This is a genomic window from Halorarum salinum (assembly GCF_013402875.1).
Lineage (GTDB): Archaea > Halobacteriota > Halobacteria > Halobacteriales > Haloferacaceae > Halorarum > Halorarum salinum.
Genome location: NZ_CP058579.1, coordinates 1,085,755 through 1,109,794, shown reverse-complemented (window position 1 = coordinate 1,109,794; position 24,040 = coordinate 1,085,755). Strand labels below are relative to the sequence as shown.

The window sequence follows — 24,040 nt, the reverse complement described above, 5'->3', positions numbered from 1 at the left end:
CGTCCGGCGGGATGGACAGCGCGACCGCGGCGGCCCTCGCCCGGGACCGGGGGTACGACCTCCACCTCCTCCACTGTTCGTACGGTCAGCGGACCGAGACGAGAGAGCACGAGTGCGCGAGCGCGCAGGCCGACCGCTTCGACGCGGCCGACTTCCTCCGCCTGCGGACCGACCACCTCTCGAAGATCGGCGGATCGAGCCTCACCGACGAGGGGAGGGACGTCTCCGAGGCCGACCTGGACTCGGACGGGATCCCCTCCTCGTACGTCCCGTTCCGGAACGCGAACCTGCTCTCGATGGCCGTCTCCTACGCCGAGGCGAACGGCTGTGACGCCGTCTTCACGGGCGCCCACTCGGAGGACTTCTCGGGCTACCCCGACTGCCGACCAGCGTTTTTCGAGACGTTCGAGGCGATGGTCGACGTCGGGACCAAGCCGGAGACGACCATCGCCATCAAGGCACCGTTCGCGGAGTGGTCGAAGACCGACATCGTCGAACGGGGTGCCGCACTCGACGTCCCGTTCGAACACACCTGGTCGTGCTACCGAGATGAGGCGCCCGCCTGCGGCACCTGTGACGCCTGCGCGTTCCGGCTCCAGGCGTTCCGGCGGGCCGGGATCCGGGACCCGATCGAGTACGCCCAGCGGCCCGACTACACCGATCAGTGAAAGGTGCGTTCGGGCAGACGGGGTACGGCGGGGCGGCTTCTCGCTGCCGGGTGACGGGGCGTCCGGGCCGGCATCGAAATTACCTAAAATATGTGTATTCAGGTTTAGTATCCTATATCCGGTAAGTGTATCCGGCCGGCCCCTGTGCGTTTCGAGTTGCTGGGAAGCGACGGGATCGAGGGACGACCCCCCCGGCCAATCACTCGGTCGACGAGGAGTAGCCACGACGGGACTGCTCCCCAGTGAGTTCGCGGGACCGGATCGCTGATCGGGCCATCGCCCCTCAGCGACCGGGGCGGACGACGGGGGACGTCGACGATGGCGTACGGCCGACGGAGCCGTCGGCCGGCCGGAAACCGGCCCGTCGACCGCGTCGCGGGCCGTCGCTCCATCCACCCCACGTAGTCGACCGATATCGGTCCCAGTAGGAGGGGTTGATCCGGTGGACGCCACCCGTAGCCGTCGCGAGCGGGCGCCGCTTCGGGACCGGTGACGCGCTAGTTGCGGTCGTCGCCGCCCCCGTCGTCGTCCCGTGACGGACAGGTCCGAACCCCCGCGGCGGTAATCTCGCTGAAGCCGCGACGTTCGAGCGGGGGTGCCGGAACGCTACCCGTCCCCTCTCGTCGGTCGTCGATCCGTCGTGTGAGACGACGAAACGCGGTCGAACGTCGTCGGAATCATAACATTCCCATATTACTAGTAGAATAGTCATTAATCGGCTCGTCCGGCGTGGTCGGCCACGTCCGTGCCGGCGGGTGTCGTCCGTGGCGGTCCGACTCCGAGACCCCGACCACCGTCCTCGTCGGGGCAGTCGGACCCACCGTACCTCCTCTCACCGTCGCTTCCGAGTGTATCGAGTCCACGCTGCCGTCCCCCAATGAGAAACACCGTTCTGAATACTGGAACTGTCGTGCGAACGTTCCATCTAGGCGTGCCTCATCAGTTTCGGCATCGGAGCGGACGGGGCTTTAGCCCCGCTATCGTCGTTCTCCGCGATTTCGTGGGTAGATACTGCACCCGACGGGTGCGATCGAAATCGACTCGTTCGATCCGACCTTCCGGGTGGACGAGACTGGAGTTACAATAGTATAGTTGTAAAGAGATCCCCCATCGCATCACGTCGGAAGAGCCGTCCTTCCGCGTGGATCGATTCTCTCCTGTAGAACGGTTATCGTCCAAAACACGGTTTTTGGCCGTCGGTCACCGTCTAGTCGGGGGCCTCCGGAAGGCGGCTTAGTAAGGTAGAACGATGATCGCCTATTTCAGAACGAAGTTGTTTTTCAGTAGCTTCGAAACCGGGCTTCGACCGTGCGGTGTAGCTTCACTGAGCTTCGGGCGACGACTCCGGATCGCGGCTGACGTTCGATCGAGGGGTCCTCAGGGCTGCACGAGGGGGGACGGCGATCGATGGTCCGCCCGTCCCTGAGGAGTATCTCTGGATGCGGAATCGAGTTCGGCAGTGAGACACTCCGTTACGTCATGTCGGAATTCGCAGTGAGACTCCGATCCCGCCGTGCGCCCCCGCGCCGACGGGACCGAAAGCGACCGATCGGCAATCGACGCGAACTACCCCATTGTTTTAATACACGGGTGTCGGCTACATCTAGAAGGTTGCAACAGCGCCGCGAGGCCTGTGCAGACCGGTCAGAACATCATGCGATACTACCAGATCGACTCCCCTGATTCTGGATTGGTCGTCAGAACGAACGAGGAGGCGTACGACCTCGGAACGTCGAGGGCCCCCGTCGATTCGTTTCTAGAGCTCGCGAAGGCATCGACGGTGAGCGGGACTGACGTCGATTCGATCGCCTCACGACTCGTGGAAACCGCCGAAACCGTTCCACGGGCCGATTTCGACGGTAACCTAGCTCGGCCGTTGTCGCCTGACGAGGTGTGGGCCGCCGGCGTAACCTACGAGATCAGCGAATCGGCACGCGAAGAGGAAAGCGAAAAGCCGGACGTCTACATCGACGTGTACGACTCCGAACGCCCCGAACTGTTCTTCAAGGCGACAGCAAGTCGGACCGTCGGCCACGGCGAAGACGTCGGGATCCGACACGATTCGTCGTGGAACGTCCCGGAACCGGAGCTCGGCCTCGTGCTGTATCGCGGCGAGATCGTCGGCTACACCATCGGGAACGACGTGAGCAGTCGATCCATCGAGGGTGAGAACCCGCTCTACCTCCCGCAGGCGAAAGTCTATAACCGGTGCTGTGCGATCGGCCCGGGAATCGTCTCGGCGGGATCGATCGACGATCCCCACGACCTGGGAATCCAGATGACGATCACCCGAGACGGCGGGATCGAGTACGAAGGAACGACGACGACCGCACGGATGCATCGAACGTGCCAGGAACTCACATCGTTCTACTGTCGTCACAACTCGATCCCGGAGCTGGCGGTGCTCCTCACCGGAACGTCGCTGGTTCCGGACGACGGGTTCACCTTGCGGGAGGGTGACTCCATCAGCATCTCGATCGACTCGATCGGTCGATTGGAGAACACGGTGACCGAGGTGTAGCAGCGACGAACCGTGATCGGATCGATCGCCGGACGCCGTTCACGGGACGGGAAGGGGCCGAACCCCAACGAGGGCGGCGAATCGCTCCCGAACGAGTACGCCGATAACAGGGAGCCATACGAAGACTGATCGCGGACGCGGTGAACTGAGGGTTCCGTCCGCCAGGTCGCTTCACCGAACTGCGACTCATCGAGGACCGAACGGCTCGCTCCGTCGTCTTTCCATTCATGCCGATAGATACAGAATTCTGTAAGGATGGGAAAGATATATATGATAATCAGTCATGTGCGAACACGACGCATGGCATCAAACCGTAACAGCAGTAGACGGAGGTTCCTGAAATACAGCGGTATCGCCGGAATGACGGCCCTGGCCGGGTGCGGCGGACAGGGAGGCGGTAACGGCGGCGGAAACGGTGGCGGTAACGGCGGATCGGACGGGTGGGTTCCCGAACGGAACGTCAGGCTCGTCGTCCCGTGGGGTGCGGGCGGCGGCACCGACACCGCCGTCCGCCAGGTCGCGCAACCGGCGGCGGAGATCCTCCAAGAGCGGGGGATCGACGTCGAACTGAACGTCGAGAACGTCACCGGTGCGGGTGGGATGAACGCGACCGCGAGCGTCCTCAACCAACCCGCGGACGGTCACACGATCTTCGCGGACACGAACGTGATCGCCCCGAACATCGCGGAGGGGACGGACGCCTTCTCGCTGGACGACTGGTCGGGGATCGCTCGCATGCAGTACGACACGACCTGGATCTTCTCGAGCGGGCGGGACGGAAACGGGTTCGAGGACGTTCAGGCACTCGTCGACCAGGGGCAGTCCGACGGCGTGCAGTTCGGCATCAGTGGCGGGCTCGACAGCGCCGTGTTCCCCATCGAGTTCGCTCAGGAGGCGGAGTTCCTCGACAACCTCGAGATCGTCGCCTACGACGACGCGGGCCGGATGGAAAACGACGTGATCACGGGCGAGATCGACTGTGCGTACGGGGAACTGGTCGAACTCGAGAGCCTCGTCGACGAGGGGGACATCCAACTCCTGTACGTCGGGATCGACCAGGACGTCGAGGGTTACGAGGACGTACCCAACGTCGAGGACACCGGCTGGGACGCCCAGTTCGGAACGAAGCGCGCGATGGTGGTTCAGGACGGAACGCCGCAGGGCGCCATCGACTTCTGGAGCGACCTGGTTCAGGAAGCGATGGAGACCGACTCCTACCAGGAGTTCGAATCGAGCAACTACCTCGACATCCGCGAGGGCTACCTTTCGGGTCCCGATTACATGGCCGAACTGGAGGAGATGGTCCAGCTGTTCGAGGAGGCGCTCGACGCGTACAACCCGTGACCGGATCGTCCTCGATCCCGTAACGACCCACCGCGACCGACTTCGGCGGAACCGGACGGCCACCGTCGGCCGAACGGCGTGGGAGGATCCGTCTACCGTCCTCCTCGGAGATCCGAACCCGACGCTCCGCGTTGCGACTCGACGGTCGCCGAGTTCGACGGAGCAGCCGTTCGCTCCGACGAGCGATCCGAGGCGTTCGGCCTACCCCGTCGGCAGTCCCGCACCGACCCGAAGCCGTCGAGGAACCGTACCGCTTCGGCCACGATATCGGTGGGAACCACCAGAAGACGTAGTTTTATCACGCAGCATACTGAACGGCCACCCGCATGGAAGTCACAGAAGTCGAACCGATAGTCCTAGAGAGCGCTATCGGTACAGTGTCCATCCCCGGCGGGAAGGCCGATTTCGACACGACGGTCCAGCCCGTCCTCGTAAAGGTCCACACCGACGAGGGAATAACCGGCATCGGCGAGACGTTCCTCGACGACCCGTCCGGGGACAGCTCCCGGTCGGCGGCCGCGGGGATCAGCGCCCTGGGCAACCACCTGATCGGGAAGGACCCTCGCAACGTCACCCAGCTCTGGAACGAGCTCTACGTACACGTGAAACGGGGCGTGAAGGGGTACCGCGCGCTCAGCGCGCTCGATGAAGCGCTGTGGGACGTCCTCGGGAAGGACGCCGGGAAGCCGCTCTATCAACTCCTCGGCGGGCAGGCCGGGGAGCTCGAGGCGTACGCGACGTTCCCGCTGCCGAAGGAGAAGGAGCAGCTCATCGAGGACGCCAACTGGCTCGCCGACAAGGGGTTCCCCCACATGAAGATCGTCGGCGGGTACGGCGTCGAGAAGGACCGGGAACGTATCCGCGCGGTCGCAGAGAACATCTCCGACGATTTCGGGCTGGCGATCGACGCGAACACGAGCTACAAGTTCTCGGACGCGCTCGCGGTGGCGAAAACGGCCAGCGAGTACGAACTCGAGTGGTTCGAGGAGCCGATCGAACACACGGACATCAACGGACAGGCGGACCTGAACCGCCGCGTCTCGGTCCCGATCTCCGGCTTCCAGACCCACCACACGCAGTACTCGGCGCTCGACCACCTCTCGGTGGACGCACTGGAGATCTACCAGCCCGCGCTCGACCTCGTGGGCGGCGTCACCGCGGCGAACCGGGTCGCCACCCTCGTCGAGGCGCACAACAAGGAGTTCCTTCCCCACGCGTACGGACCGATGGTCAACTACGCGGCGAGCCTCCACGTCTCCGCCGCGAGTCCCGTCTGTTCGCTCATCGAGTTCGCCGTCTACTCGGACGAGGTCGACGATCCGGGCGAGTACCTCACGAGTCCGTACGTCGCCAACCAGGACGACATCTACGTACAGGACGGCGGAACGATCACCCCGCCGGAGAAGCCCGGACTCGGCGTGGAACTCGACGAGGACCTCGTCGAGGAGTACCGGATGAACTGACGTCGACGACCCGTCCCGACGCCGCCGGACGAGCCGCCGATCAGACCGAATCGACGCGGCGGCGCGATCGGCTCGCGGCGGATCCGAACGTCCCGACTCCCCTCCGTCGACGGTTCGATGCTGCTCCGCCCGAACCATCGCTCCCAACGCCGAACCATCGCTCCCAACGCCGAACTACCGCCCTCCACGCCTAACTACCGCCCCCTACGCCCGGCTCTACCTCGGAGCGGTCGTCGCCGCTCGTAGCGTGGACGTCCCGTCCGCCTCGCTCGGCCGACGCCGAAGCCCCGCGTGATTGTCCCAACCACAACACATGTATGCACAGCGATCGAAGGGGCCGCCACGTGCCAACAGCTAACGCTAACTACGTCGACGGACGATGGAGCGAATCGACCGCCGGAGGGACGTTCGAGACGACGAACCCGGCCGATCCCGCGGAGACCGTCGCGACGTACCAGCAGTCGACCGCGGAGGACGCCGAGACGGCCGTCTCGGCCGCCGCGAGGGCCCAACAGGGGTGGGCCGATACGCCCGCTCCAGAGCGGGGTGCAGTCCTCCGGGAAACGGCGTCGATACTCGCGGATCGAAAGGGCGAGATCACGGAACTGCTCACCCGGGAGGAGGGGAAGACCCACGCGGAGGCCGGCGGCGAGGTGGGGCGTGCGATCGACATCTTCCACTACTACGCGGAGAAGTCCCGTGATCTCGGGGGGACGGCCAAGGCCGCCAGCGGGGCGCGAACGAACCTCTACACGGTGGTCAATCCGGTCGGCGTCGCCGGGCTGATCACGCCGTGGAACTACCCGATCGCGATACCGGCCTGGAAGATCGCGCCGGCGCTGGCGACGGGGAACTCGATCGTCGTCAAGCCCGCGTCGATCGCGGCCGGCGGGGCGATCGCGATCTTCGAGGCGCTGGACGAGGCGGGCCTGCCGGACGGCGTCGCCAACGTCGTCACCGGACCCGGACGCACGGTCGGCGACGCGATCATCACGCACGAGGACGTCGACGCAGTCTCCTTCACCGGAAGCGGGGAGGTCGGCCATCTGGTGTACGATAAGGCCACGGACGACGGGAAGCGCGTCCAGACCGAACTCGGCGGGAAGAACCCGACGGTCGTCACGGACAGCGCCAGCGTCGCCGAGGCGGCAGACGTCGTCGCGGCGGGGGCGTTCGGCGTCACGGGGCAGGCGTGTACGGCGTGTTCCCGCGCGATCGTTCACACGGACGCGTACGACGCGTTCGTCGACGCGATCGTCGACCGGGCGGAAGCCATCGAGGTCGGTCCTGGCGACGCGTACGAGATGGGCCCGCAGGTCAGCGAGGCGGAGCTCGAGGGGACGCTCGAATACATCGACGTCGCGACGACGGAGGGTGCGTCGCTCCGGGCCGGCGGCGGCCGCCCCGAGGGTGACCGCTTCGGGGAGGGGTACTACGTCGAGCCGACGGTGTTCGCGGACGTCGAACCGTCCCATCGGATCGCCCGGGAGGAGGTGTTCGGGCCGGTCCTCTCGGTCATCGAGGTGGAGGACTTCGCGGAGGCGATCGCGGTGGCGAACGACGTCGAGTACGGCCTCTCCGCGAGCGTCGTCACCGACGACCACGGTGAAGCGCGGCGCTTCGTCGACGAGATCGAGGCCGGCGTCGCCAAGATCAACGACGAGACGACGGGGCTCGAACTTCACGTCCCGTTCGGCGGAGTGAAGGACTCGTCCAGCGAGACGTGGCGCGAACAGGGCGACGCGGGCATCGGTTTCTACACGATCGAGCGAACCGTCTACGACGCCTACTAGCGCGAGGGACCCCGTTCGCGGCGCGTTCTCACGACGGCCCGGAACGAGTCGGAGGTCGGACCGTGATTCGCCGGATCGGTTCGTGAACGGCGTTCCGGGGGAATCGGCCGAACTCGCCCCGCGAGCAACCCGGGCGGCCCGCCGTTCAGGAGTAGTTGTGCTCCAGTTCGATGACGTTGGCAGTCCCGAGGACGGCGTCCGGGAGGGTCTCGAAGAACCGGGTTTCGTCGACGCGGTGGACCGGACACGAGACGCTGATCGACGCGACGCTCCGATCGTTCTCGTCCGTTACCGGCGCCGCGATGCATCGAAGTCCGTTGAGGCGTTCCTCGTCGTCGATTGCGTAGTGCTGCTCCTGGACGGCTTCGAGGTCGTCCAGCAGTTCGTCCCTGTCGGTGATCGTGTTGGCCGAGACGTCCGGCAACCCGTGTCGGTCGAGGATGGCCTCGACCTCCTCCTCGGGACGGAACGCGAGGATCGCCTTCCCGAGACCGGTGCAGTGGAGGTGCACGCGTTTTCCCTCGTAGGTGTCTAGCTCCACGGCGTTCTCCCCCTTCGACTGATAGAGGTAGATGCCCTTCCCGTTCTTCTCGACGAGCAGGTTCACGAGTTCGCCGGTCTCGTTCGCGAGCTTGTCGATCTCCTCCTTCGCGGTGTCGTAGATGCTCATCCGCTTTCGCGCGTGGGAGCCGAGGCTCAGGAACGACAGGCCGATGTAGTACTGTTCGTCGACCTTGTCGATGTACCCCTCGTCCGCGAGCGTGTTCAGGTGGTTGTGAACCGCGCTCTTCCCGATATCGACCCGCTCGGCGACCTCGGTGATCCCCGCACCGTCGAGCTCTTGAATGGTTTCGACGATCTCGAGCGCCCGTTCGAGCGTCTGAACCGGATGCCGTGATTCCACCATGGACGTACCATATTCCGGGAATACATAAGGGTTGTTCCGTAATGTTCCACTCCGTTCTTCGTCGGTGCGGTCCCCTTCTCCATGGCGTACCCGGGCTGGTACGTCCGTATCGGTCGATCCCCTGGCCGACGCCGACGCGTCGCTCGTACGGGTACGCGTCGGCGCGGCTCCCACCGGATCGCTCGTACGCGATCCCGCGCGGATCGATCGCCCGTAGCGACGGCCGTTCTGACGTCGGGAACGGGGAAGGAGCGGCCGCGAACCGGCGTTTGTTCGTCGACCTCGCGTCGGGGTGAACCGATACCCGCCCGACGAGCGGGGAGGTCCCCCGGGAGGGACGACTCAGTCGTTGCGCATGACGGTCAGTACCGGGACGTCCGCGTTCAACAGCACCGACTGGGTCACGCTCCCGAACACCGCCTTGCCGGTCGGCGATCGCTTTCGGCCGCCGACGACGACGTACCGCGCCCCGCGTTCGGAGGCGTAGTCGACTATCTCGGCGCTCGCGTCGCCGAGGAGGCCGACGGCTTCGACGTCACCGGCGACGTCCTCGGCCGCCTCCCGCGCGCGCCCGGCGGCGAACTCGCGGATCCGTTCCATTTTGATCGGCTCGCCGCTATCGTCGAAGTTCCGTTGCTGGAGGTCCCTGAACTCGGATCGCGACATGACGTGGACGGCCGTCAGGTCGTCCTCGAACGCGTCGGCCAACGACTTCGCCTCCCGGACAACTCGTTTCGACCGTTCGGGACGTCCGATCGCCGCTACGACAACCATGCACGGGAATCAGGGCCCGCCGTTATAATAGTTGCTGCGCGGGCAGCGCGACGCCGCCGGAACCCGCGATACCGGAGCCGGACGGGGTCGTCGCCGCCCGGTCCGTCGAAGTACCCGCCCGGTTTCCGCGAACGTCGGGAACTATAACCCGTCCCGTGGTACGACCGGTACCGATGGACGAGTTCGAACTGCCGGACGGCGTGCTCTGTCCGCTCGTGACGCCGTACCGGGACGACGGAAGCGTTTCGGAAACCGACCTTCGATCCCACGTCGAGTTCCAGGTCGAGGCCGGGATCGACGGCGTCGTTCCGAACGGAACGACGGGCGAGTTCGCCAGCATGGACGGCTCCGAGCGGCGACGCGTGACGGAGGCGACCGTCGAGGCCGTCGACGGGCGGGTCCCCGTGCTCGCAGGTGCGGCTGCCACGACCGTCGCGGAAGCGAGGGAGAACGTCGTGACTGCCGCCGACGCGGGTGCGGACGGCGCGCTGATCGTCGTTCCGTACTTCCACGCGGCCAACGACCCCGTCGGCAACGAACGGTTCCTGCGCGAGGTCGCTCGCGATTCGCCGCTCCCCCTGGTGCTGTACAACATCCCCGCCTGTACCGGCGCCAGCATCCGGATCTCGACGCTCCGAGCGATGGCGGACCATCGCTCGGTCCACGGCCTCAAGGATTCGAGCGGTGACTTCGGGTACTTCATGGACGCCATCCGGACGACCGACGACGGGTTTCGCGTGTATCAGGGGTTCGACAGCCACCTCGTTCCGGGGATGATGATGGGAGCTGACGGGGGGATCAACGCGCTCGCGAACGCCGTTCCCGAATCCTTCGTCGCGGTGCGTGAGGCCCTCTCCGACGGCGAGTTCGAGCGCGCGAAGCGGATCCAGTCGACCCGGATCGCGCCGCTGTTCGAGTACTGCGTCGAGCACGGGTTCGCGCCGACGGCGAAGGCCGCCCTCGCCGCCCGGGACCGGCTCCCAGCCGATGCGGTTCGACCGCCGCTGGTCGGGCTACCGGACGACGCGAGAGACGGGGTGGCGGAGGTCGTCGACCGGATCGAACGCGAGCGCAGCGGGGAGCCGTGACGAGCGGTCGGGAGGTTCCCCCCGTCGGAGGGGCGCCGTCGAGCGGGAACTGCTGGAGCAGCAACCTATAAGTGAACTCCTCCGGCATCGTTAGCTGAATGTACAGGCAAGTCGAGCCCGGGATGTACTGGCTCCAGGAGTGCGCCCACGACAACAGCGACTTCGTCGACGACGACGACCCTCCGGACTGGTACGACGTGGACGAGGAACTGCACGTTCCACAGAGCGTCTACCTGTTCGACGACGAGGATTCGCTGCTTTTCGATACGTTCTCGCCCGCCAGCACCGACGACGTTCTCGGCGCCCTGAACGACGTCCTCGACGGGGGTGACCTCGATTACCTCGTCGTCTCCCACCCGGACGTCCCTCACGCCGGGAACACCCTGCCGATCATGGAGGAGTACCCCGACGTGACGTTGGTCGCGCCCGCGTACGGCCAGGCGCACGAACTGTACCACCTCGACGAGGCTGAACTGGTGGAGGAGGGGGACACGATCGAACTCGGGACGTACACCGTGGAGTTCCACGAGGCGCCGTTTCTCGACTCGGCGATCCACCTGTGGATGTCGGAGGTCGAGACGAACACGCTGTTCACCGTCGACTGGCACGGGTTCCCGCACGTCGGGTCGAAGTGCCTGACGTTCGTGGACGAGTTCGAGCACGACCTCACCGGCGGCCAGTTGAAGGAGTTCCACGGGAGGGTGATGTTCTGGCTACAGTACGTCGACGCGGCGAAGGTCAACAGGGAGATCGACCACGTGATCGAAACCCACGACCCCGACGTCGTCGCGCCTGCCCACGGAAACGTCATCCGCGAGGACGCGGCCGAACAGCTTCGACTGATGAAGGACGTCGTCGAACAGATTCGGGCGGAGGGACGGATCGGGACGTTCGGATGAGCGACACCACGACAATGACAGCTGGAAAACACCTTCGGCCCGACGTACAGTGGATCAACGAGTGCTACGAACTCGACGGGAAACACGAGCACGTCTCCGTCTACCTCATCGAGGAGGACGGCGAGTACATCCTCGTGGACTCGGGATCGTTCTACCATCGGGACGCGATCGAGAGCCGACTGGAGGAGGCGACGGACGGGGCGGGAATCGACGCGCTCGTCCTCTCGCACTCGGACTACCCGCACTCGGCCAACGTCTCGACGTTCAGGTCGGCGTGGGGCGACGTCGAACTCGTCGCCTCCTCGGGCGCTCCGGAGGTACAGGGCCTCTCGGACGCGAAGAAGTGCGAGATCGGGGGGAGCATGACGATCCGCGGCCGGACGTTCAGCTTCATCGACCCGCCGCTGGCCGACCGGTCCCACACGACCTGGATCTACGACCACGGGTCGGAGATCATCTTCGCGGCCGACGGGTTCGGGAACCACCACTCGCCCGGCGAGTGTAACCGCCTGTCCACCGACTTCGAGGACTCCATCCGGCGAGAGGACATCTACACGTTCCACGAGGAGACGCTCGTGTGGCTCCGGTACGTCGACCCGGTCCGCCTCCGTGAGGTCCTGGAGTCGATGCTCTCCGAGTACGAGCCGTCCTACGTCGCGCCGATCCACGGGAACCCGATCGCGGCGGACCACCTCGACACGTATCTGGACCGGCTGATCGACTCCGCCGAGCGGATCGAGTCCGAGTACGACGTCGGCGGGAAGCCGTAGCCTGCGTCGACGTCGTTCCGGCGTTCGTCCGGTCGTTACCGACGGCGAGTAAGGAACGACGGCGAGTGGGAATCGACGGTGGGGAAGCGTTCGGTCCCCGTTCCCGGACCACTGCCGCCGGGACGGCGGCGCGAACGGCGTGTCGGCCGCCCCGTTCCCTATCCGGGTGGGATCAGAGCAACCCCTCCACGAAGATCCCGATCGACCTGAACACTCCGGTGCCGTACGGGAGGGCGATGTTCATGAAGTTCCGGAACACGACGAAGATGAGGACGGTCGTCACGACGCTGAACAGCCCGACCCTCCAGACGGACCGGTAGCCGAGCAGCCAGACGAACAGGGCGGAAAAGAGGATCGAACTCACGATGAATCCGAGGTCCGTGAGGACCAGCAGGTACCCGACGATGAGCACGGTGCTGAGGAGGTACTTCCTCGTCTCCGCGGAGTCGTACGGCGGTAGCGCCCGCTTCAGTCCGCCGTCGAACGCGAGCAGCGACGCGCCGAGCGCCGCATCGCTTCGACGGTAGGTCTTCGCGAGGTTCACCGCGGTCGCGAGCAGGATGACGACCAGGACGATCCGCGGCCAGAACGCGGCACCGGGATCGCTGGATCCGGTTCGAACCCCCACGTACTGCCGGGAGCCGAGCAGGAACGCGACGGCCGCGACGCCGACGACGATCGAGATGATCGCGTCGGCACGGGCGCTCGGCTCGTCGAACTGTTCCTCGGGCGTGACTTCCGTGTCGGATGCGTCCGTCATTGATCGATCCCTCCGAAAGTCAGGTACTTCTGACCCAACCTCGTCCCCTGAAGCAGCGGGACGCTGAACAGGAGAAGGGCCGCGAAGAGGAGCGCAGCCGAGATCGGCCTGTCGACGAAGACCGAGAGCTCGCCGCCCGCCTTGATCAGTCCCCGTCGCAGGCTCGGCTCCGCGATCGGACCGAGCACGAGCCCGATGATCAGCGGGGCGACCGGATAGTTGTACTTCTCGAGATAGAACCCGCCGACGCCGGCGGCCAGCATCACCCACAGGTCGAACGCGATGTTCCTGGTGGAGAACGCGCCGATGATGGAGAAGACGATGATCAGCGCGAACAGCATCTCCTGGGGGACGCCGCGCACTTTGGTGAACAGGTGGACGATGGGTTTGTTCACGAGGATGATCGCGACGTTCGCGATCAGGAGAGCGGCGAACACCGTGTAGACGAGCGATTGGTTGTCGCTGATGAACGCGGGCCCGGGCGTCAGTCCGTGCAACACGAACGCGGCGAGGATGACCGCCGTCGTCCCGCTCCCCGGGATGCCGAGCGCGAAGAGTGGGACGAACGCGCCGCTCGCCGCGGCGTTGTTCGCCGTCTCGGGCGCCGCCACCCCCTCCGGTACGCCGGTCCCGAACCGCTCGCGGATGTTCTTCGGGACGATCCGCTGGCCGAACGTGTATCCGAACAGGGCGCCGGTCGTGGCGCCGGCACCGGGAAGGATCCCGATCAACGTCCCGCTGATGGAGTTGAACGTGAGGATGCGCCGGAATCGCGAGAAGTACTGGAGCGGCGGGAAGAAGGAGGTGCTCTCCTGGGACTCGATCTCGGCATCGCCGATCATCTGCCCGCCGGAACTGATCTGTTTCAGCACCTCCGAGATGGCGAAGAGGCCGAGGATCATCGGGATCAGTTCGACGCCGTTCAGGAGGAACCGACTGCCGAAGGTGAACCGCGCCTGTCCCGCGAGGGGATCCAATCCGATGGTCGCGAGGAACACGCCGATGGACATCGTCATCAGCGCCTTGGTGATGTTTCCGGCTCCGATCGTCGAAACCAGCGCGAGGCCGAGAACGACGACGCTGAAGTACTCCGGATCCGAGAGCGTCCGGGACCACTCGGCGAGGGTGGGGGAAAACAGGATCAGGATGATCGCCCCGACGATGCCGCCGATCGCGGAGCAGAACACCGCGATGCTGATCGCCTCCCGCAATCGACCCTGTTGGTTCATGGGGTAGCCGTCGAGCGTCGTCATGATCGCCTCGGGAGCCCCCGGAACCCGGAACATTATCGCGCTGATGGAGCCGGCGTACACGGAGCCGACGTAGATCACCGACAGCAGCATGATCGCCGAGACGGAGTTCATCCCGTAGGTCAACGGGATGAGAAGGACGACCGTCATCGTCCCGTTCAGGCCCGGAATCGACCCGCTCAACATGCCGAGCGTGAGCCCGATCGCGAATATCGCGAGGTTGAACGGGGTGAATATGTTCATCGCCCCCGCCGCGAGTTGCTCGATCACCACGGGAGCTTCACCCCACCGCGGGATCCGAATGCCATCCTCGATCGGCGGCCACGTTCGCCGCGCCCCGGCCGACCGTCCGTCGACGTCATCGTGTCACCAACCGTTTCGACGTCCACCCGGTTCCGACGGACGTCTCGCCGGCCGCGTCGACTGCGACGACGCCCCCGCCCGGTGCCCCTTCGAACCGCGGCGGGGATGCGTGAACCGAGTCGGTTGCGGAGTTCGTCATGGATCCTCTCCTCAGCCCGTTCGCGAGGTTACTCATGGGTTTATTCATTATGTTCCGCGTGTAGGGACGACGATGGCGGGACTTCTAATAGGTTTTGGGGTCCGGGTCCGGAACGCCCGTCGGGCACCGGATCCCGGTTCGGCGACGGCCCCTCGGCGGAAGGGCTCCGGGACCATGTCAAGGCGGACGACGCGGGGCTCACCTTTTTAGGCTCTTCCGCCGTCGGCGGTCCCGTATGGAGTACACGACGCTCGGCGCGACCGGAACGAAGGTGAGTCGAATCTGTCTCGGCTGCATGAGCTTCGGGGACCCCGACTGGCGCGACTGGGTGCTCGACGGGGCGGAGAGCCGCCGGATCATCGAGCGGGCCATCGATCTCGGGATCAACTTCTTCGACACGGCGAACATGTACTCGCGGGGGGAGTCGGAGCGGATCCTCGGGGACGTCCTCGGCGAGTACGATCGCGACTGGCCGGTCATCGCGACGAAGGTGTACAACTCGATGGACGACGGGAACCCGAACGCGCGCGGGCTCTCGCGGAAGGCCATCGAGCAGGAACTCCGACACAGCCTGGACCGCCTCGGCGTCGACACCGTCGACCTGTACCAGATCCATCGCTGGGACGACGAGACGCCGATCGAGGAGACGCTCGGGACGCTGGCCGACGCCGTGCGACGAAACGACGTCCGGTACGTCGGGGCGTCCTCGATGTGGGCCCACCAGTTCGCCGGCGCGCTCCACGCGAGCGATCGGCTCGGGCTCGACCGGTTCGTCACGATGCAGAACCACTACAACCTCGCGTACAGGGAGGAGGAGCGGGAGATGATCCCCCTCTGTGATCGCGAGAACGTCGGCGTGCTCCCCTGGAGCCCGCTCGCCCGGGGCTACCTCACGCGCCCCCACGACGCGTTCCTCGACTCCGTTCGGGGCGGGTACATGGATTCGGACGATCGGCTGTCGAACCGGATCGACACGTACCGCCGAAACGGGGGCGAGGGGATCAACGAACGGGTCGAGGAACTCGCCGGGGAGAAGGGGGTGACGATGGCCCAGATCGCGCTCGCCTGGCTCCTCCACCAGGACGCGGTTGACGCGCCGGTCGTCGGGACGACGAGCGTCGAACACCTCGAGGACGCGGTCGAGGCGCTCGAGATCGACCTCTCGGCGAGCGATCTCGACTACCTCGAGGCGCCCTACCGGCCGGTCGAGATCGAGGGGCACGACTGAGAGTAGTTCCCGGGAGGGGCCACCGCATAACCCTCGGACCGATTCCGTCGACCCGCTTCCGACCCGGAGTCCGGGCTCCGTGGTGGACGCGGGTCACGCGGCGACAGGCGGTCGCTACGGCCGACGGTCGCTCAACGCTCGACTCACATGGAGGGACCGACCCGAGTGATCGCGAACTCGGTCAACCCGTGCCGTTCGGCACGGCACGGGGTCCCCCCACAGACGTCGAGCACCGTCCGGCACAGGTCGTCGACGTCGGCCGCCGCCGCGTCGACGTCGATGTCGGCGGACAACGCGTCGTACGTGTCGACGTCGCCGGTGACCTTCAACACCGGAACGATCGGGTGGCCGGTGGGGATCCCGTCACCCGTCGCGTGCACGACGACCTGGGCGCCGGCGGCCGCCAGCCCGGTCGTCGCTTCCTCCACGCGCGAGGGCGCATCCAGCAGCGCGATCCCCGAATCGTGGCTCGCCTCCGACCCGTACTCGATCACGGAGTCGATGGGCGAGGAGCCGAGCACCCGGCTCACCTCCTCGAACGGACTGGAAGCGGCGGTCGCGCGGACCCGGGTGTCCTTCGAGGGGGTCTCCCGGTGACGGTCGATCAGCGCCGCGACGTCGGCGGCGGTCGCTTCCCCGTTCGCCCGGTCGACGAGCTCCGAGCGGTGCGGCAGGAACCGCTCGATCCCGGCCACGACGACTCGACCGCCGGCCTCGACGACGCGGTCGGCGAGTCCCCCGACGAGCGGGTCCGCGACTTCGCGCGTGGACCGCTGCAGGTCGCTTCCGACGATTCCGAGCGTCAGGTCGCCGAGCGCGGCGCGGTTCCGCTCGCCGTCGGATCGGCCGTCGATCAGTTCCCGAACCAGACCGACCCCCTCCTCGATGCACGCGTCGGTCCCCCCGACCTCCTGAATGGAGAGTTCCCGGACCGGCACGTCGGCGGCGTCGAGTTCGGCCGCCACGTCGCCGCTCTGCACCTCCTCGCAGCCGAGACCGACGACGACGGTCCCCGAGACGTTCGGGTTCCGCCCGACGCCGACCAACGTTCGCCGCGTCTGGTCGTTGTCCGCCCCCAACTGGGCACAGCCGTGGTCGTGGGGGGCGCTCACCGCGTCCGGAATGCGATCGGCGATCCGGTCCGCCACGAGGTGCGAACAGATGACCGACGGCAGAACCAGGACGCGGTCCCTGACGCCGACGTCGCGGGTTTCGCGGGGCGCCGCTTCGAACCGTCGTCTCGACGCGCCCGAACGCCGTTCGGACCCGCTCATGCCTGTTCACCGTCCGTCGCGTCGGCGGCCGCGAGGTCACCGCGCCCGCGTGTGCTCTCACAGTTGTGCGTGTGCACCCACTCGCCGGCCGCGACGTCGTCCGTCGCCCGTCCGATGACCTCGCCGTACTTGGACACCTCCTCCCCGCGGTCGATCGGTCGGACGGCGAACTTGTGGCCGAACGGGACCGCCTCGGGGAGCAGGACGACGTCGCCCTCGATCTCGAACTCCGCCCCCGCGTCGAGATCCGCGAGAGCGGTCGCGACGTTGTCGGCGTCGGTCATCCGGAGCGCGGATCCGCCCAGGACGTCGCCCTTCATTGGGCGCCCCGTACCGCGAGTTCGTTCGACTGGATCTCGTTGATCGCGAACTCCTCCAGGCGGCGTCGCTCCGCTTCGGTCGGCGTGCCGTCGGCGGTCTCCAGGAGCGTGTCGTACATCCGTTCGCCGACCTCCGAGAGCGAGTCCCCCTCGATGATCGTGCTGGCGTTGACGTCCATGTTGTTCGACATTCTATCCCACGTCTTCGGGTTGCCGGTGACCTTGATCACGGGCGCGATGGGGTTTCCGGTCGTGCTCCCCCGCCCCGTCGTGAACGCGATGATCTGTGCGCCCGCGGCGACTTTTCCCACCACGCTCTCGACGTCGTACCCCGGCGTGTCCATCAACACCAGTCCGCCGCCGGTCGGCAGTTCCTCCCCGTACTCGACCATCCCTCGAACGGGCGTGGTGCCGCCCTTCGAGATGGCGCCGAGGCTTTTCTCCTCGATCGTCGTCAGGCCGCCCTCCTGGTTGCCCGGCGTCGGTTGGGCGCCGCGGAGATCCACGCCCATGAGCGAGCCCATGTTCTCGCGCCGCTCGACCCGGTCGAGGAGCCGTTCCCGGACCTCGGGGGTGACGCACCTGTCGGCGAGGATGTGCTCGGCGCCGATGAACTCGGGCGTCTCGCTGAAACAGGCGGTCCCGCCGTCGTCGACGAGACGGTCGCAGGCGTTGCCGACGGCCGGGTTGGCCGCGATACCGCTGGTCGCGTCGCTCCCCCCACACTCGACCCCGAAGATCAACTCGCTCGCGTCGGCCTCCTCCCGTCGCGTCGCCTCGACCTCCTCGTTCAGAGCCCGGAGCCGTTTCACCCCGTGATCGACCGAGGCCTCGGTCCCGCCCAACTCGCGGACGGACGCGGTTTCGACCGGTTTCCCGGTCTCCGCGATGGCGTCCGCGAGGGCCTCGGCGTCTATCTCCTCGGTCCCGAGTTCGACGACGAGCGCCGCGCCCACGTTCGGGTTCCGACCGACCCCGCGGAGGACCCGGACGGTCTGTTCCCTCGCCGGTTCGGGCTGTGCGGTTCCCATCTGGTGGGGCGTCGCCCGGGCCCAGCTACCCGCCTCCGCGGCGATCTTCGAGGCGATGCTCCCGACGGTTACGGACGTCGGGATGACGGCGACGTGGTTCCGGACGCCGACGCTTCCGTCCGGTCTGCGGAACCCGCGAAAGGTCTGACTCATTCGGGAGGGAGGTTCAGGACGGGAGGGTATATACCTTGCCGTGGTACGACACCGCACTCTCACCGCTACCGGGTGATCTCCGCCACGGAGTCGCGGACGGCGTCGACGAAGATCGGCGCGTCGACCGAGAGCATCACGTACTGCACCCCGAGGTCGACCAGTTCCCGAGCGATCCCGACGTCGTCGGCGAACGCCCCGACGACGGTCCCGGTGGCTTCGGCCCGTTCGACGACGTGTTTCATCGCCTCCTGGACCCGTTCGTGCCGGATCTCGCCGGGGACGCCGAACGACTGCGAGAGGTCGTACGGCCCCAGGAACAGCACGTCGAACCCGTCCACCGCGAGTATCTCGTCGACGTTCTCCACCCCGCGTTCGCCCTCGACCTGGAGAACGACCGGCTGCTCCTCGTTTTGCCGGTCCGTGTACTCGGGCCCCCCGACGTAGCCGCCGGCCCGAACGTACTGGGAGAGTCCTCGACTCCCGACGGGGTCGAACCGCGCGGCCGACACGGCCCGCTCCGCGTCCGACGCGGACTCTATCTGCGGGATCTGCACCCCCGCACCGACGTCGAGCGCCCGCTGGATCTCCGCCGGGGAGTTGCGTCTAACGCGGACCAGGGGGGCGGCTCCACCCCGTTCGGCCGCCATCGTGAGCGGGAGCGTCGTTTCGGCGGTCAGTGGTCCGTGTTCCTGATCGAACACCACGAAGTCCATCCCCGCGACGCCGATGCTCTCGGCGACCTGTGGCGAGTCGAATATCTGGAGCGTACCGAGTGCCGTTTCGCCGTCGTGCAACTGCCCACGGAGGTGATCCCCGCTCATGTACGAACGGAACCGGCCACCTACATAGAGATTGGGGATGGACGAGACACGCCGGTCCGAGCACACGATCGGGGCTGGTCCCGCCGACGGAATCCGTCCCGCGGTGGACGCCCTCCGCGAACCGACCCGACCGCGACGCAGCACTCGTTCCGTCCTTCGAGTGGAACGTTTCGAAATGGGAATTCTAATTCTTCCATGCAGAACGTATTTCGATGTCTCAAGTACTGGGCTGAACGGGAAACATGCAGGAGAGAATGGTCCTGCAAACACGGTCAAACCGTCGGTGGAGCGACGGGGAAGACGAGTTCACCGGACGCCCACGTGCGGCGGGCCACTCTCCGAAACGGCCGACTCGTGTACGGATCGGCGGATCGTGGGTGCGAAACCGGCGCTTTCCGAACGGGAAGCTTTCACCTGACACGTTCGGGGACCCGTACGGCCGAGGAACGGCATCTCTTACACTCATACTACTGTAATTTTATGGCGTGGAAGTTATCACGGGGAGCGGAATGGATCAGTTCGTCCCGGACACGGCTCTTCTGGGTTCCATCGCCCTTTTCGTAGCGGTATCGTGGCTTCTCATCCGTTTCGTATTTCGGAACTGAGGCGATAGCGAGTAGGCCTATGCTTTTCGCGTTTCAGGCAGCGATGCCGGGTTCTTCTCCCTCGAAGGCGGCTCCGCGTACGGGAACGGTGATGATCGATAGATGATCTGGAATACGCATAGTATGGGCCTCGGTACGCCGATCCACCCTCGAATACGGAGTTCCGCTATGAGGGAAATTTAAGTCGTCACGACCCCGCACCACGGGTATGGCCACATCGGACAGCCTGAAGACCACCGCGACGTCCGTCGAGATCGTTCTCGCGTTACGGGACCTGGACGGGGCGACCCTGACGGAGTTGAGCGAACACCTCGGGAGGCCGAAGAGCACGCTGCACCGCCACCTCTCGACGCTCGCCGAGTACGACTTCGTCAGTGCCGACGGCGGCGTCTACGACGTCGGCTTCCGGTTCCTCGAACTGGGGGAACACACGCTCGAGCGGCGTGAAGCCTACCGGCTGGCCGAATCCCCGGTGCGCGATCTCGCACGCGAGACGGGCGAGCGGGCGCAGTTCGTCGTCGAGGAGCACGGCGAGGGCGTCTACCTCCACGTCGAGACGGGCGAACGCGCGGTCCGAACGGGGCTCTCGGTCGGCCGTCGCATCCCGCTCCACTCGACGGCCGCCGGGAAGGTCGTCCTCGCGCACCTGCCGGAGGAGCGGATCGACGAGGTGATCGAGGGGACGGGGCTCCCGCCGCTGACCGACGGGACGATCACCGACGGCGACGAACTGCGGGCGGAACTCGACCGGGTCGCGGACCGGGGGTACGCGTTCAACAGGGAGGAGAACATCGAGGGGCTCCGCGCGGTCGCCGGCCCGGTGACGGACGGAGACGAGGGGCTCGTCGGCGTGCTCAGCGTCTCCGGGCCGTCGAACCGGCTGAAGGGCGAGTGGTACGAGTCGGAGCTGCCGGACCTCGTGCTCGGCTCCGCGAACGAACTCGAACTGCGGATCGCGTACGCCTAGGTCGGTCCGGCGCGGGCGTTCACTCTTCGAGTCGCACCCGGTTCAGCCGAGCGGTCCAGTTCCGCTTGCGGCCGCTGCCACCCGGCGGTCGAACTCCCCGCTCGACAGTTCGAACACGGTGTAGCCCGCGACGACGCGGCGCTTGCCGACCGTCGCGACGGGTTCGCGGTCGACGAGCAGCGTCCAGTCGTCGCCGCGTTCGACCCCGTACCCCGCGAACCGGATCTCGACGCCGTACTCCCCCTCCAGCCGTTCGAGCTCCCGCTGGACGACCGGCCCGTCCTCGAACCGCGACGGCAGGTACGTCTTCAGGTCGTGCGCCTCGAACTCCGCCAGGTTCTCGCGCCACCAGCGGGGGAGGTTCGCCACCTCGACGTCGGCGTACGGGTCGGCCGCGTCGAAGTCGACCCGCTCGACGGCCACGTCGGTCGGCGTGTCGCTCACGGGGGTCCCCCCGTCGGTTCGCCGTCTCGCATGCGTTCGCCGCAACGGGAGCCGTCCGGTTAAATCCGACCCCGCGCCGTCCGGACGACGCCGCTCCCCGGACGAGCCACAGGCTTTTGTACCGTCACGCCAACCCGTGGCACACACCATGGCCGAGACGGATCCCAGGCGGCTAGAATCGACTGCGGACGTCGAAACGGTCGTCGACTGCGACGTTCACCTGACCGAGCGGCAGTCCGACTTCCTCCCGTACCTCCCGGAGCCGTTCGGCGAGATGCTCGCGCGGGGCGAGGGGGACGACTACGGCTATCTCAGCCAGCTCTACCCGGTTCCGGGCTTTCTCACGCCGGTGACGACGGGGAAGGTCCAGTCCGACAGCGTCCGGTCGAGCGAGGACGTCGTCCGGGGGATGGAGATGCTCGACACCGACCGCTCGATCATCACGCCGACCCAGAACCTCTACCTCTCCTGCGTCCAGCACGACGACCTCGCCGCCGCGCTCGCGACGGCGTACAACGACTGGCTCCTCGACGAGATCCTCGACCCCGACCGTGGGCTGTACGGCGCCGCCGTCGTCGCCCCGCAGAAGCCCGAGAGGGCGGCCGAGGAGATCGACGACCGCGCCGACGAGGACGGCATCGCCGCCGCGTTCGTCCCCAGCGGGGGCGTCCACCCGCCGCTCGGGAACGAGCGCTACGACCCCATCTACGCCGCAGCCGAGACGAACGACCTCCCCGTGATGATGCACAACGCGGCGGGGACCATGATGATGAACTTCCCGTTCCAGTTCTCCGGGTTCGACCGCTACCTGAGCACGCACGTCCCGGCCCACGCGATGCAGCACATGGTCAACCTGTCGGACATGATCACGCAGGGGGTCCCCGAGCAGTTCGACGTCGAGTTCGTGGTCCAGGAGGCCGGACTCGGCTGGGTCCCGTACTTCGCCCGGCGGTTCGACCACGAGTACTCCGCGAAGCGCGAGGACGCGCCGATGCTCACCAAGCCGCCCGGCGAGTACATCCGGGACCAGTTCTACTTCACCTCACAGCCCGTCGAGGGGACCGACGACCCGAAGTACGTCGCGTCGATGGTCGAACTGATGGGCGGCGAGGAGACGCTGCTTTTCGCCTCCGACTACCCGCACCTGGACTTCGACCACTCGGACGAGCTGCTCTCGCTTCTCCGGAGCAAGTTCACGGACGACGAGATCGGGAACATCTACGGCGGGACCGCGCTGGGGGTGTTCGACTTCTGATGGCCGCCGAGGACGACCCCGACGCGGACGAAACCGGCACGAACGATCCCGACCCGGCCGAGGGCGACCTCGACACGAGCGAGTTGACCCGCGTCGCGGACCTGGACGCGTTCGAGGACGTCGACCGGATCATCGTCGACGTCGAGGGGCGCGAGATCGCCGTGTTCGCCGTCGACGGCGAGTTCCACGCGGTGTCGAACTACTGCGTCCACCAGGGCGGGCCCGTCTGTGAGGGGATGCTCTCCGGTGGGCTCTCCGTCGAGGACCCCGCGAACGCCGACGACCGGGCCGAGCTGGACTACAGCTACGCGGATCGGCTCGTCTCCTGTCCGTGGCACGGGTGGGAGTTCGACGTCGTGACCGGCGAACATCTCGCGCGGCCGAAGTACCGCCTCCCCACCTACGACGTCGTCGTCGACGACGGCGCGGTGTACCTGGACGCATGAGCGACGCCACCTACACGGTCGTCGAGGCGGTGGAACGGCCGCCCGAATCGCTGGTCGAGGAGTTCCGGGGGCTCGCGTCCTCGGACGTCCACGAGGCGATGGGCAAGCGCGGCGCGATGAGCCCGGAGATAACCCCGGCGACGGGGAACGTCGCCCTCTGTGGCACCGCGGTCACCGTCTCGTTGCCGCCCGGCGACAACGCGGGGGTCCACCTCGCCTCCTCGATCGCCGACCCCGGCGACGTCCTCGTCGTCGAGGCCGAGACCGACCGGGCGGCGACGTGGGGGGAGTTGACCACGCGGAACGCGATGAACGCGGGGATCGAGGGCGTCGTCTCCGGCGGGAACGTCCGCGACGTGGACGGGATCGACGAGCTGGGGTTCGCGGTGTTCAGCCGGTCGGTGGGCCAGAACGGCGCCGTCAAGCAGCGGCCGGGGTCGGTCAACGTCCCCGTCGGCGTCGGCGGCGTCGTCGTGACGCCGGGCGACCTCGTGATCGGTGACGCCGACGGCGTCACGGTCGTCCCCCGCGAACGGGCGGCGGCGGTCCTGGAGGCGGCACGCGAGAAGGAGGCGGCCGAGGCCGAACTCCGCCGGCGGATGGACGAGGGCGAGGAGCTCCCCGACCTCATCGGCGTCGGGGACCTCCTCGAGGGGGACGACGTCGAGCGCGTCCGGGGTCCGGTCGACTACGCCGGGAACCGGGCCGAGGGGGGCTGAGTTCGGGTCCCCGGCGGGTTCTGACGCGTTCGGGGAAC

22 protein-coding genes are annotated in these 24,040 nt (G+C 66.8%); 13 read left to right on the top strand and 9 right to left on the bottom strand.

The features are described 5' to 3' along the window. Positions 1-11: 11 nt before the first annotated feature. The 5 genes from queC to xacF all read left to right on the top strand — a co-directional run bounded on the left by queC (position 12) and on the right by xacF (position 7,789). Positions 12-668, top strand: a complete 657-nt coding sequence (gene queC / locus HUG12_RS05230) for a 7-cyano-7-deazaguanine synthase QueC (RefSeq protein ID WP_246308185.1) — start codon at positions 12-14, stop codon at positions 666-668. Between the two features lie 1,654 nt (positions 669-2,322). Next, positions 2,323-3,189, top strand: coding sequence for a fumarylacetoacetate hydrolase family protein (locus tag HUG12_RS05225; RefSeq protein ID WP_179267750.1), 867 nt, complete (start codon positions 2,323-2,325; stop codon positions 3,187-3,189). A gap of 360 nt (positions 3,190-3,549) precedes the next feature. Then, positions 3,550-4,533, top strand: a complete 984-nt coding sequence (locus HUG12_RS05220) for a Bug family tripartite tricarboxylate transporter substrate binding protein (RefSeq protein WP_179267749.1) — start codon at positions 3,550-3,552, stop codon at positions 4,531-4,533. 326 nt (positions 4,534-4,859) lie between these two features. Further along, positions 4,860-5,996: a mandelate racemase/muconate lactonizing enzyme family protein gene (locus tag HUG12_RS05215; protein ID WP_179267748.1), complete on the top strand. Its 1,137-nt coding sequence runs from the start codon at positions 4,860-4,862 to the stop codon at positions 5,994-5,996. A 317-nt stretch (positions 5,997-6,313) separates the two neighbouring features. After that, a complete protein-coding gene (xacF, locus tag HUG12_RS05210) occupies positions 6,314-7,789 on the top strand; it encodes a 2,5-dioxovalerate dehydrogenase (protein ID WP_394354275.1) in 1,476 nt (491 codons plus the stop codon). A gap of 145 nt (positions 7,790-7,934) precedes the next feature. Here xacF and HUG12_RS05205 read toward each other — a convergent pair whose 3' ends face one another. Together HUG12_RS05205 and HUG12_RS05200 are read right to left on the bottom strand one after the other, a co-directional pair. Then, positions 7,935-8,696: an IclR family transcriptional regulator gene (locus HUG12_RS05205; RefSeq protein ID WP_179267746.1), complete on the bottom strand. Its 762-nt coding sequence runs from the start codon at positions 8,694-8,696 to the stop codon at positions 7,935-7,937. 342 nt (positions 8,697-9,038) lie between these two features. Then, entirely contained in the window at positions 9,039-9,470 is a 432-nt protein-coding gene (locus HUG12_RS05200) for a universal stress protein (RefSeq protein ID WP_179267745.1), read from the bottom strand. A 173-nt stretch (positions 9,471-9,643) separates the two neighbouring features. Here HUG12_RS05200 and HUG12_RS05195 point away from each other — a divergent pair, with 173 nt between their 5' ends. From HUG12_RS05195 to HUG12_RS05185, 3 genes are all read left to right on the top strand, one after another. Next, positions 9,644-10,558 carry a dihydrodipicolinate synthase family protein gene (locus HUG12_RS05195; RefSeq protein WP_179267744.1) on the top strand — a complete coding sequence of 305 codons (915 nt, stop codon included), beginning with the start codon at positions 9,644-9,646 and terminating at the stop codon, positions 10,556-10,558. Positions 10,559-10,656: 98 nt separating this feature from the next. Beyond that, on the top strand, positions 10,657-11,457 hold the full coding sequence (locus HUG12_RS05190; RefSeq protein ID WP_179267743.1) for an oxygen-binding di-iron domain-containing protein: 801 nt from the start codon (positions 10,657-10,659) through the stop codon (positions 11,455-11,457). After that, positions 11,454-12,227, top strand: coding sequence for an MBL fold metallo-hydrolase (locus HUG12_RS05185; RefSeq protein ID WP_179267742.1), 774 nt, complete (start codon positions 11,454-11,456; stop codon positions 12,225-12,227). The genes HUG12_RS05190 and HUG12_RS05185 overlap by 4 nt, the downstream gene beginning before the upstream one ends. Positions 12,228-12,399: 172 nt before the next feature. Here the strand turns inward: HUG12_RS05185 and HUG12_RS05180 are convergent, their stop codons facing one another. Next, a complete protein-coding gene (locus tag HUG12_RS05180; RefSeq protein WP_179267741.1) occupies positions 12,400-12,987 on the bottom strand; it encodes a tripartite tricarboxylate transporter TctB family protein in 588 nt (195 codons plus the stop codon). Then, a complete protein-coding gene (locus HUG12_RS05175) occupies positions 12,984-14,507 on the bottom strand; it encodes a tripartite tricarboxylate transporter permease (protein WP_218836405.1) in 1,524 nt (507 codons plus the stop codon). Before HUG12_RS05175 ends, HUG12_RS05180 begins: the two co-directional genes overlap by 4 nt. A gap of 467 nt (positions 14,508-14,974) precedes the next feature. On the opposite strand from HUG12_RS05175, the gene HUG12_RS05170 reads away from it, so the two are divergent. Continuing rightward, positions 14,975-15,967 (top strand): aldo/keto reductase, encoded by a 993-nt coding sequence (locus HUG12_RS05170; protein ID WP_179267739.1) that lies wholly within the window; start codon positions 14,975-14,977, stop codon positions 15,965-15,967. A gap of 143 nt (positions 15,968-16,110) precedes the next feature. Here the strand turns inward: HUG12_RS05170 and HUG12_RS05165 are convergent, their stop codons facing one another. From HUG12_RS05165 to HUG12_RS05150, 4 genes are all read right to left on the bottom strand, one after another. Next, on the bottom strand, positions 16,111-17,241 hold the full coding sequence (locus tag HUG12_RS05165) for a UxaA family hydrolase (RefSeq protein WP_179267738.1): 1,131 nt from the start codon (positions 17,239-17,241) through the stop codon (positions 16,111-16,113). Further along, a complete protein-coding gene (locus tag HUG12_RS05160) occupies positions 17,238-17,561 on the bottom strand; it encodes a UxaA family hydrolase (RefSeq protein ID WP_179267737.1) in 324 nt (107 codons plus the stop codon). The genes HUG12_RS05165 and HUG12_RS05160 overlap by 4 nt, the downstream gene beginning before the upstream one ends. Continuing rightward, entirely contained in the window at positions 17,558-18,745 is a 1,188-nt protein-coding gene (locus HUG12_RS05155; RefSeq protein WP_179267736.1) for a UxaA family hydrolase, read from the bottom strand. The genes HUG12_RS05160 and HUG12_RS05155 overlap by 4 nt, the downstream gene beginning before the upstream one ends. Before the next feature lie 65 nt (positions 18,746-18,810). Beyond that, complete coding sequence (locus tag HUG12_RS05150; protein WP_179267735.1) at positions 18,811-19,566, bottom strand: HpcH/HpaI aldolase family protein; 756 nt, start codon at positions 19,564-19,566, stop codon at positions 18,811-18,813. Positions 19,567-20,379: 813 nt separating this feature from the next. On the opposite strand from HUG12_RS05150, the gene HUG12_RS05145 reads away from it, so the two are divergent. Then, entirely contained in the window at positions 20,380-21,138 is a 759-nt protein-coding gene (locus tag HUG12_RS05145) for an IclR family transcriptional regulator (RefSeq protein ID WP_179267734.1), read from the top strand. A gap of 42 nt (positions 21,139-21,180) precedes the next feature. Here the strand turns inward: HUG12_RS05145 and HUG12_RS05140 are convergent, their stop codons facing one another. Further along, entirely contained in the window at positions 21,181-21,582 is a 402-nt protein-coding gene (locus tag HUG12_RS05140) for a hypothetical protein (RefSeq protein ID WP_179267733.1), read from the bottom strand. Positions 21,583-21,730: 148 nt separating this feature from the next. Here HUG12_RS05140 and HUG12_RS05135 point away from each other — a divergent pair, with 148 nt between their 5' ends. The 3 genes from HUG12_RS05135 to HUG12_RS05125 are packed head-to-tail and all read left to right on the top strand — an operon-like array spanning position 21,731 to position 24,002. Continuing rightward, complete coding sequence (locus HUG12_RS05135) at positions 21,731-22,837, top strand: amidohydrolase family protein (RefSeq protein ID WP_179267732.1); 1,107 nt, start codon at positions 21,731-21,733, stop codon at positions 22,835-22,837. Then, positions 22,837-23,283, top strand: coding sequence for a Rieske (2Fe-2S) protein (locus HUG12_RS05130; protein WP_179267731.1), 447 nt, complete (start codon positions 22,837-22,839; stop codon positions 23,281-23,283). The genes HUG12_RS05135 and HUG12_RS05130 overlap by 1 nt, the downstream gene beginning before the upstream one ends. Next, positions 23,280-24,002, top strand: a complete 723-nt coding sequence (locus HUG12_RS05125) for a 4-carboxy-4-hydroxy-2-oxoadipate aldolase/oxaloacetate decarboxylase (protein ID WP_179267730.1) — start codon at positions 23,280-23,282, stop codon at positions 24,000-24,002. Before HUG12_RS05130 ends, HUG12_RS05125 begins: the two co-directional genes overlap by 4 nt. The last annotated feature ends 38 nt before the right edge of the window (positions 24,003-24,040 follow it).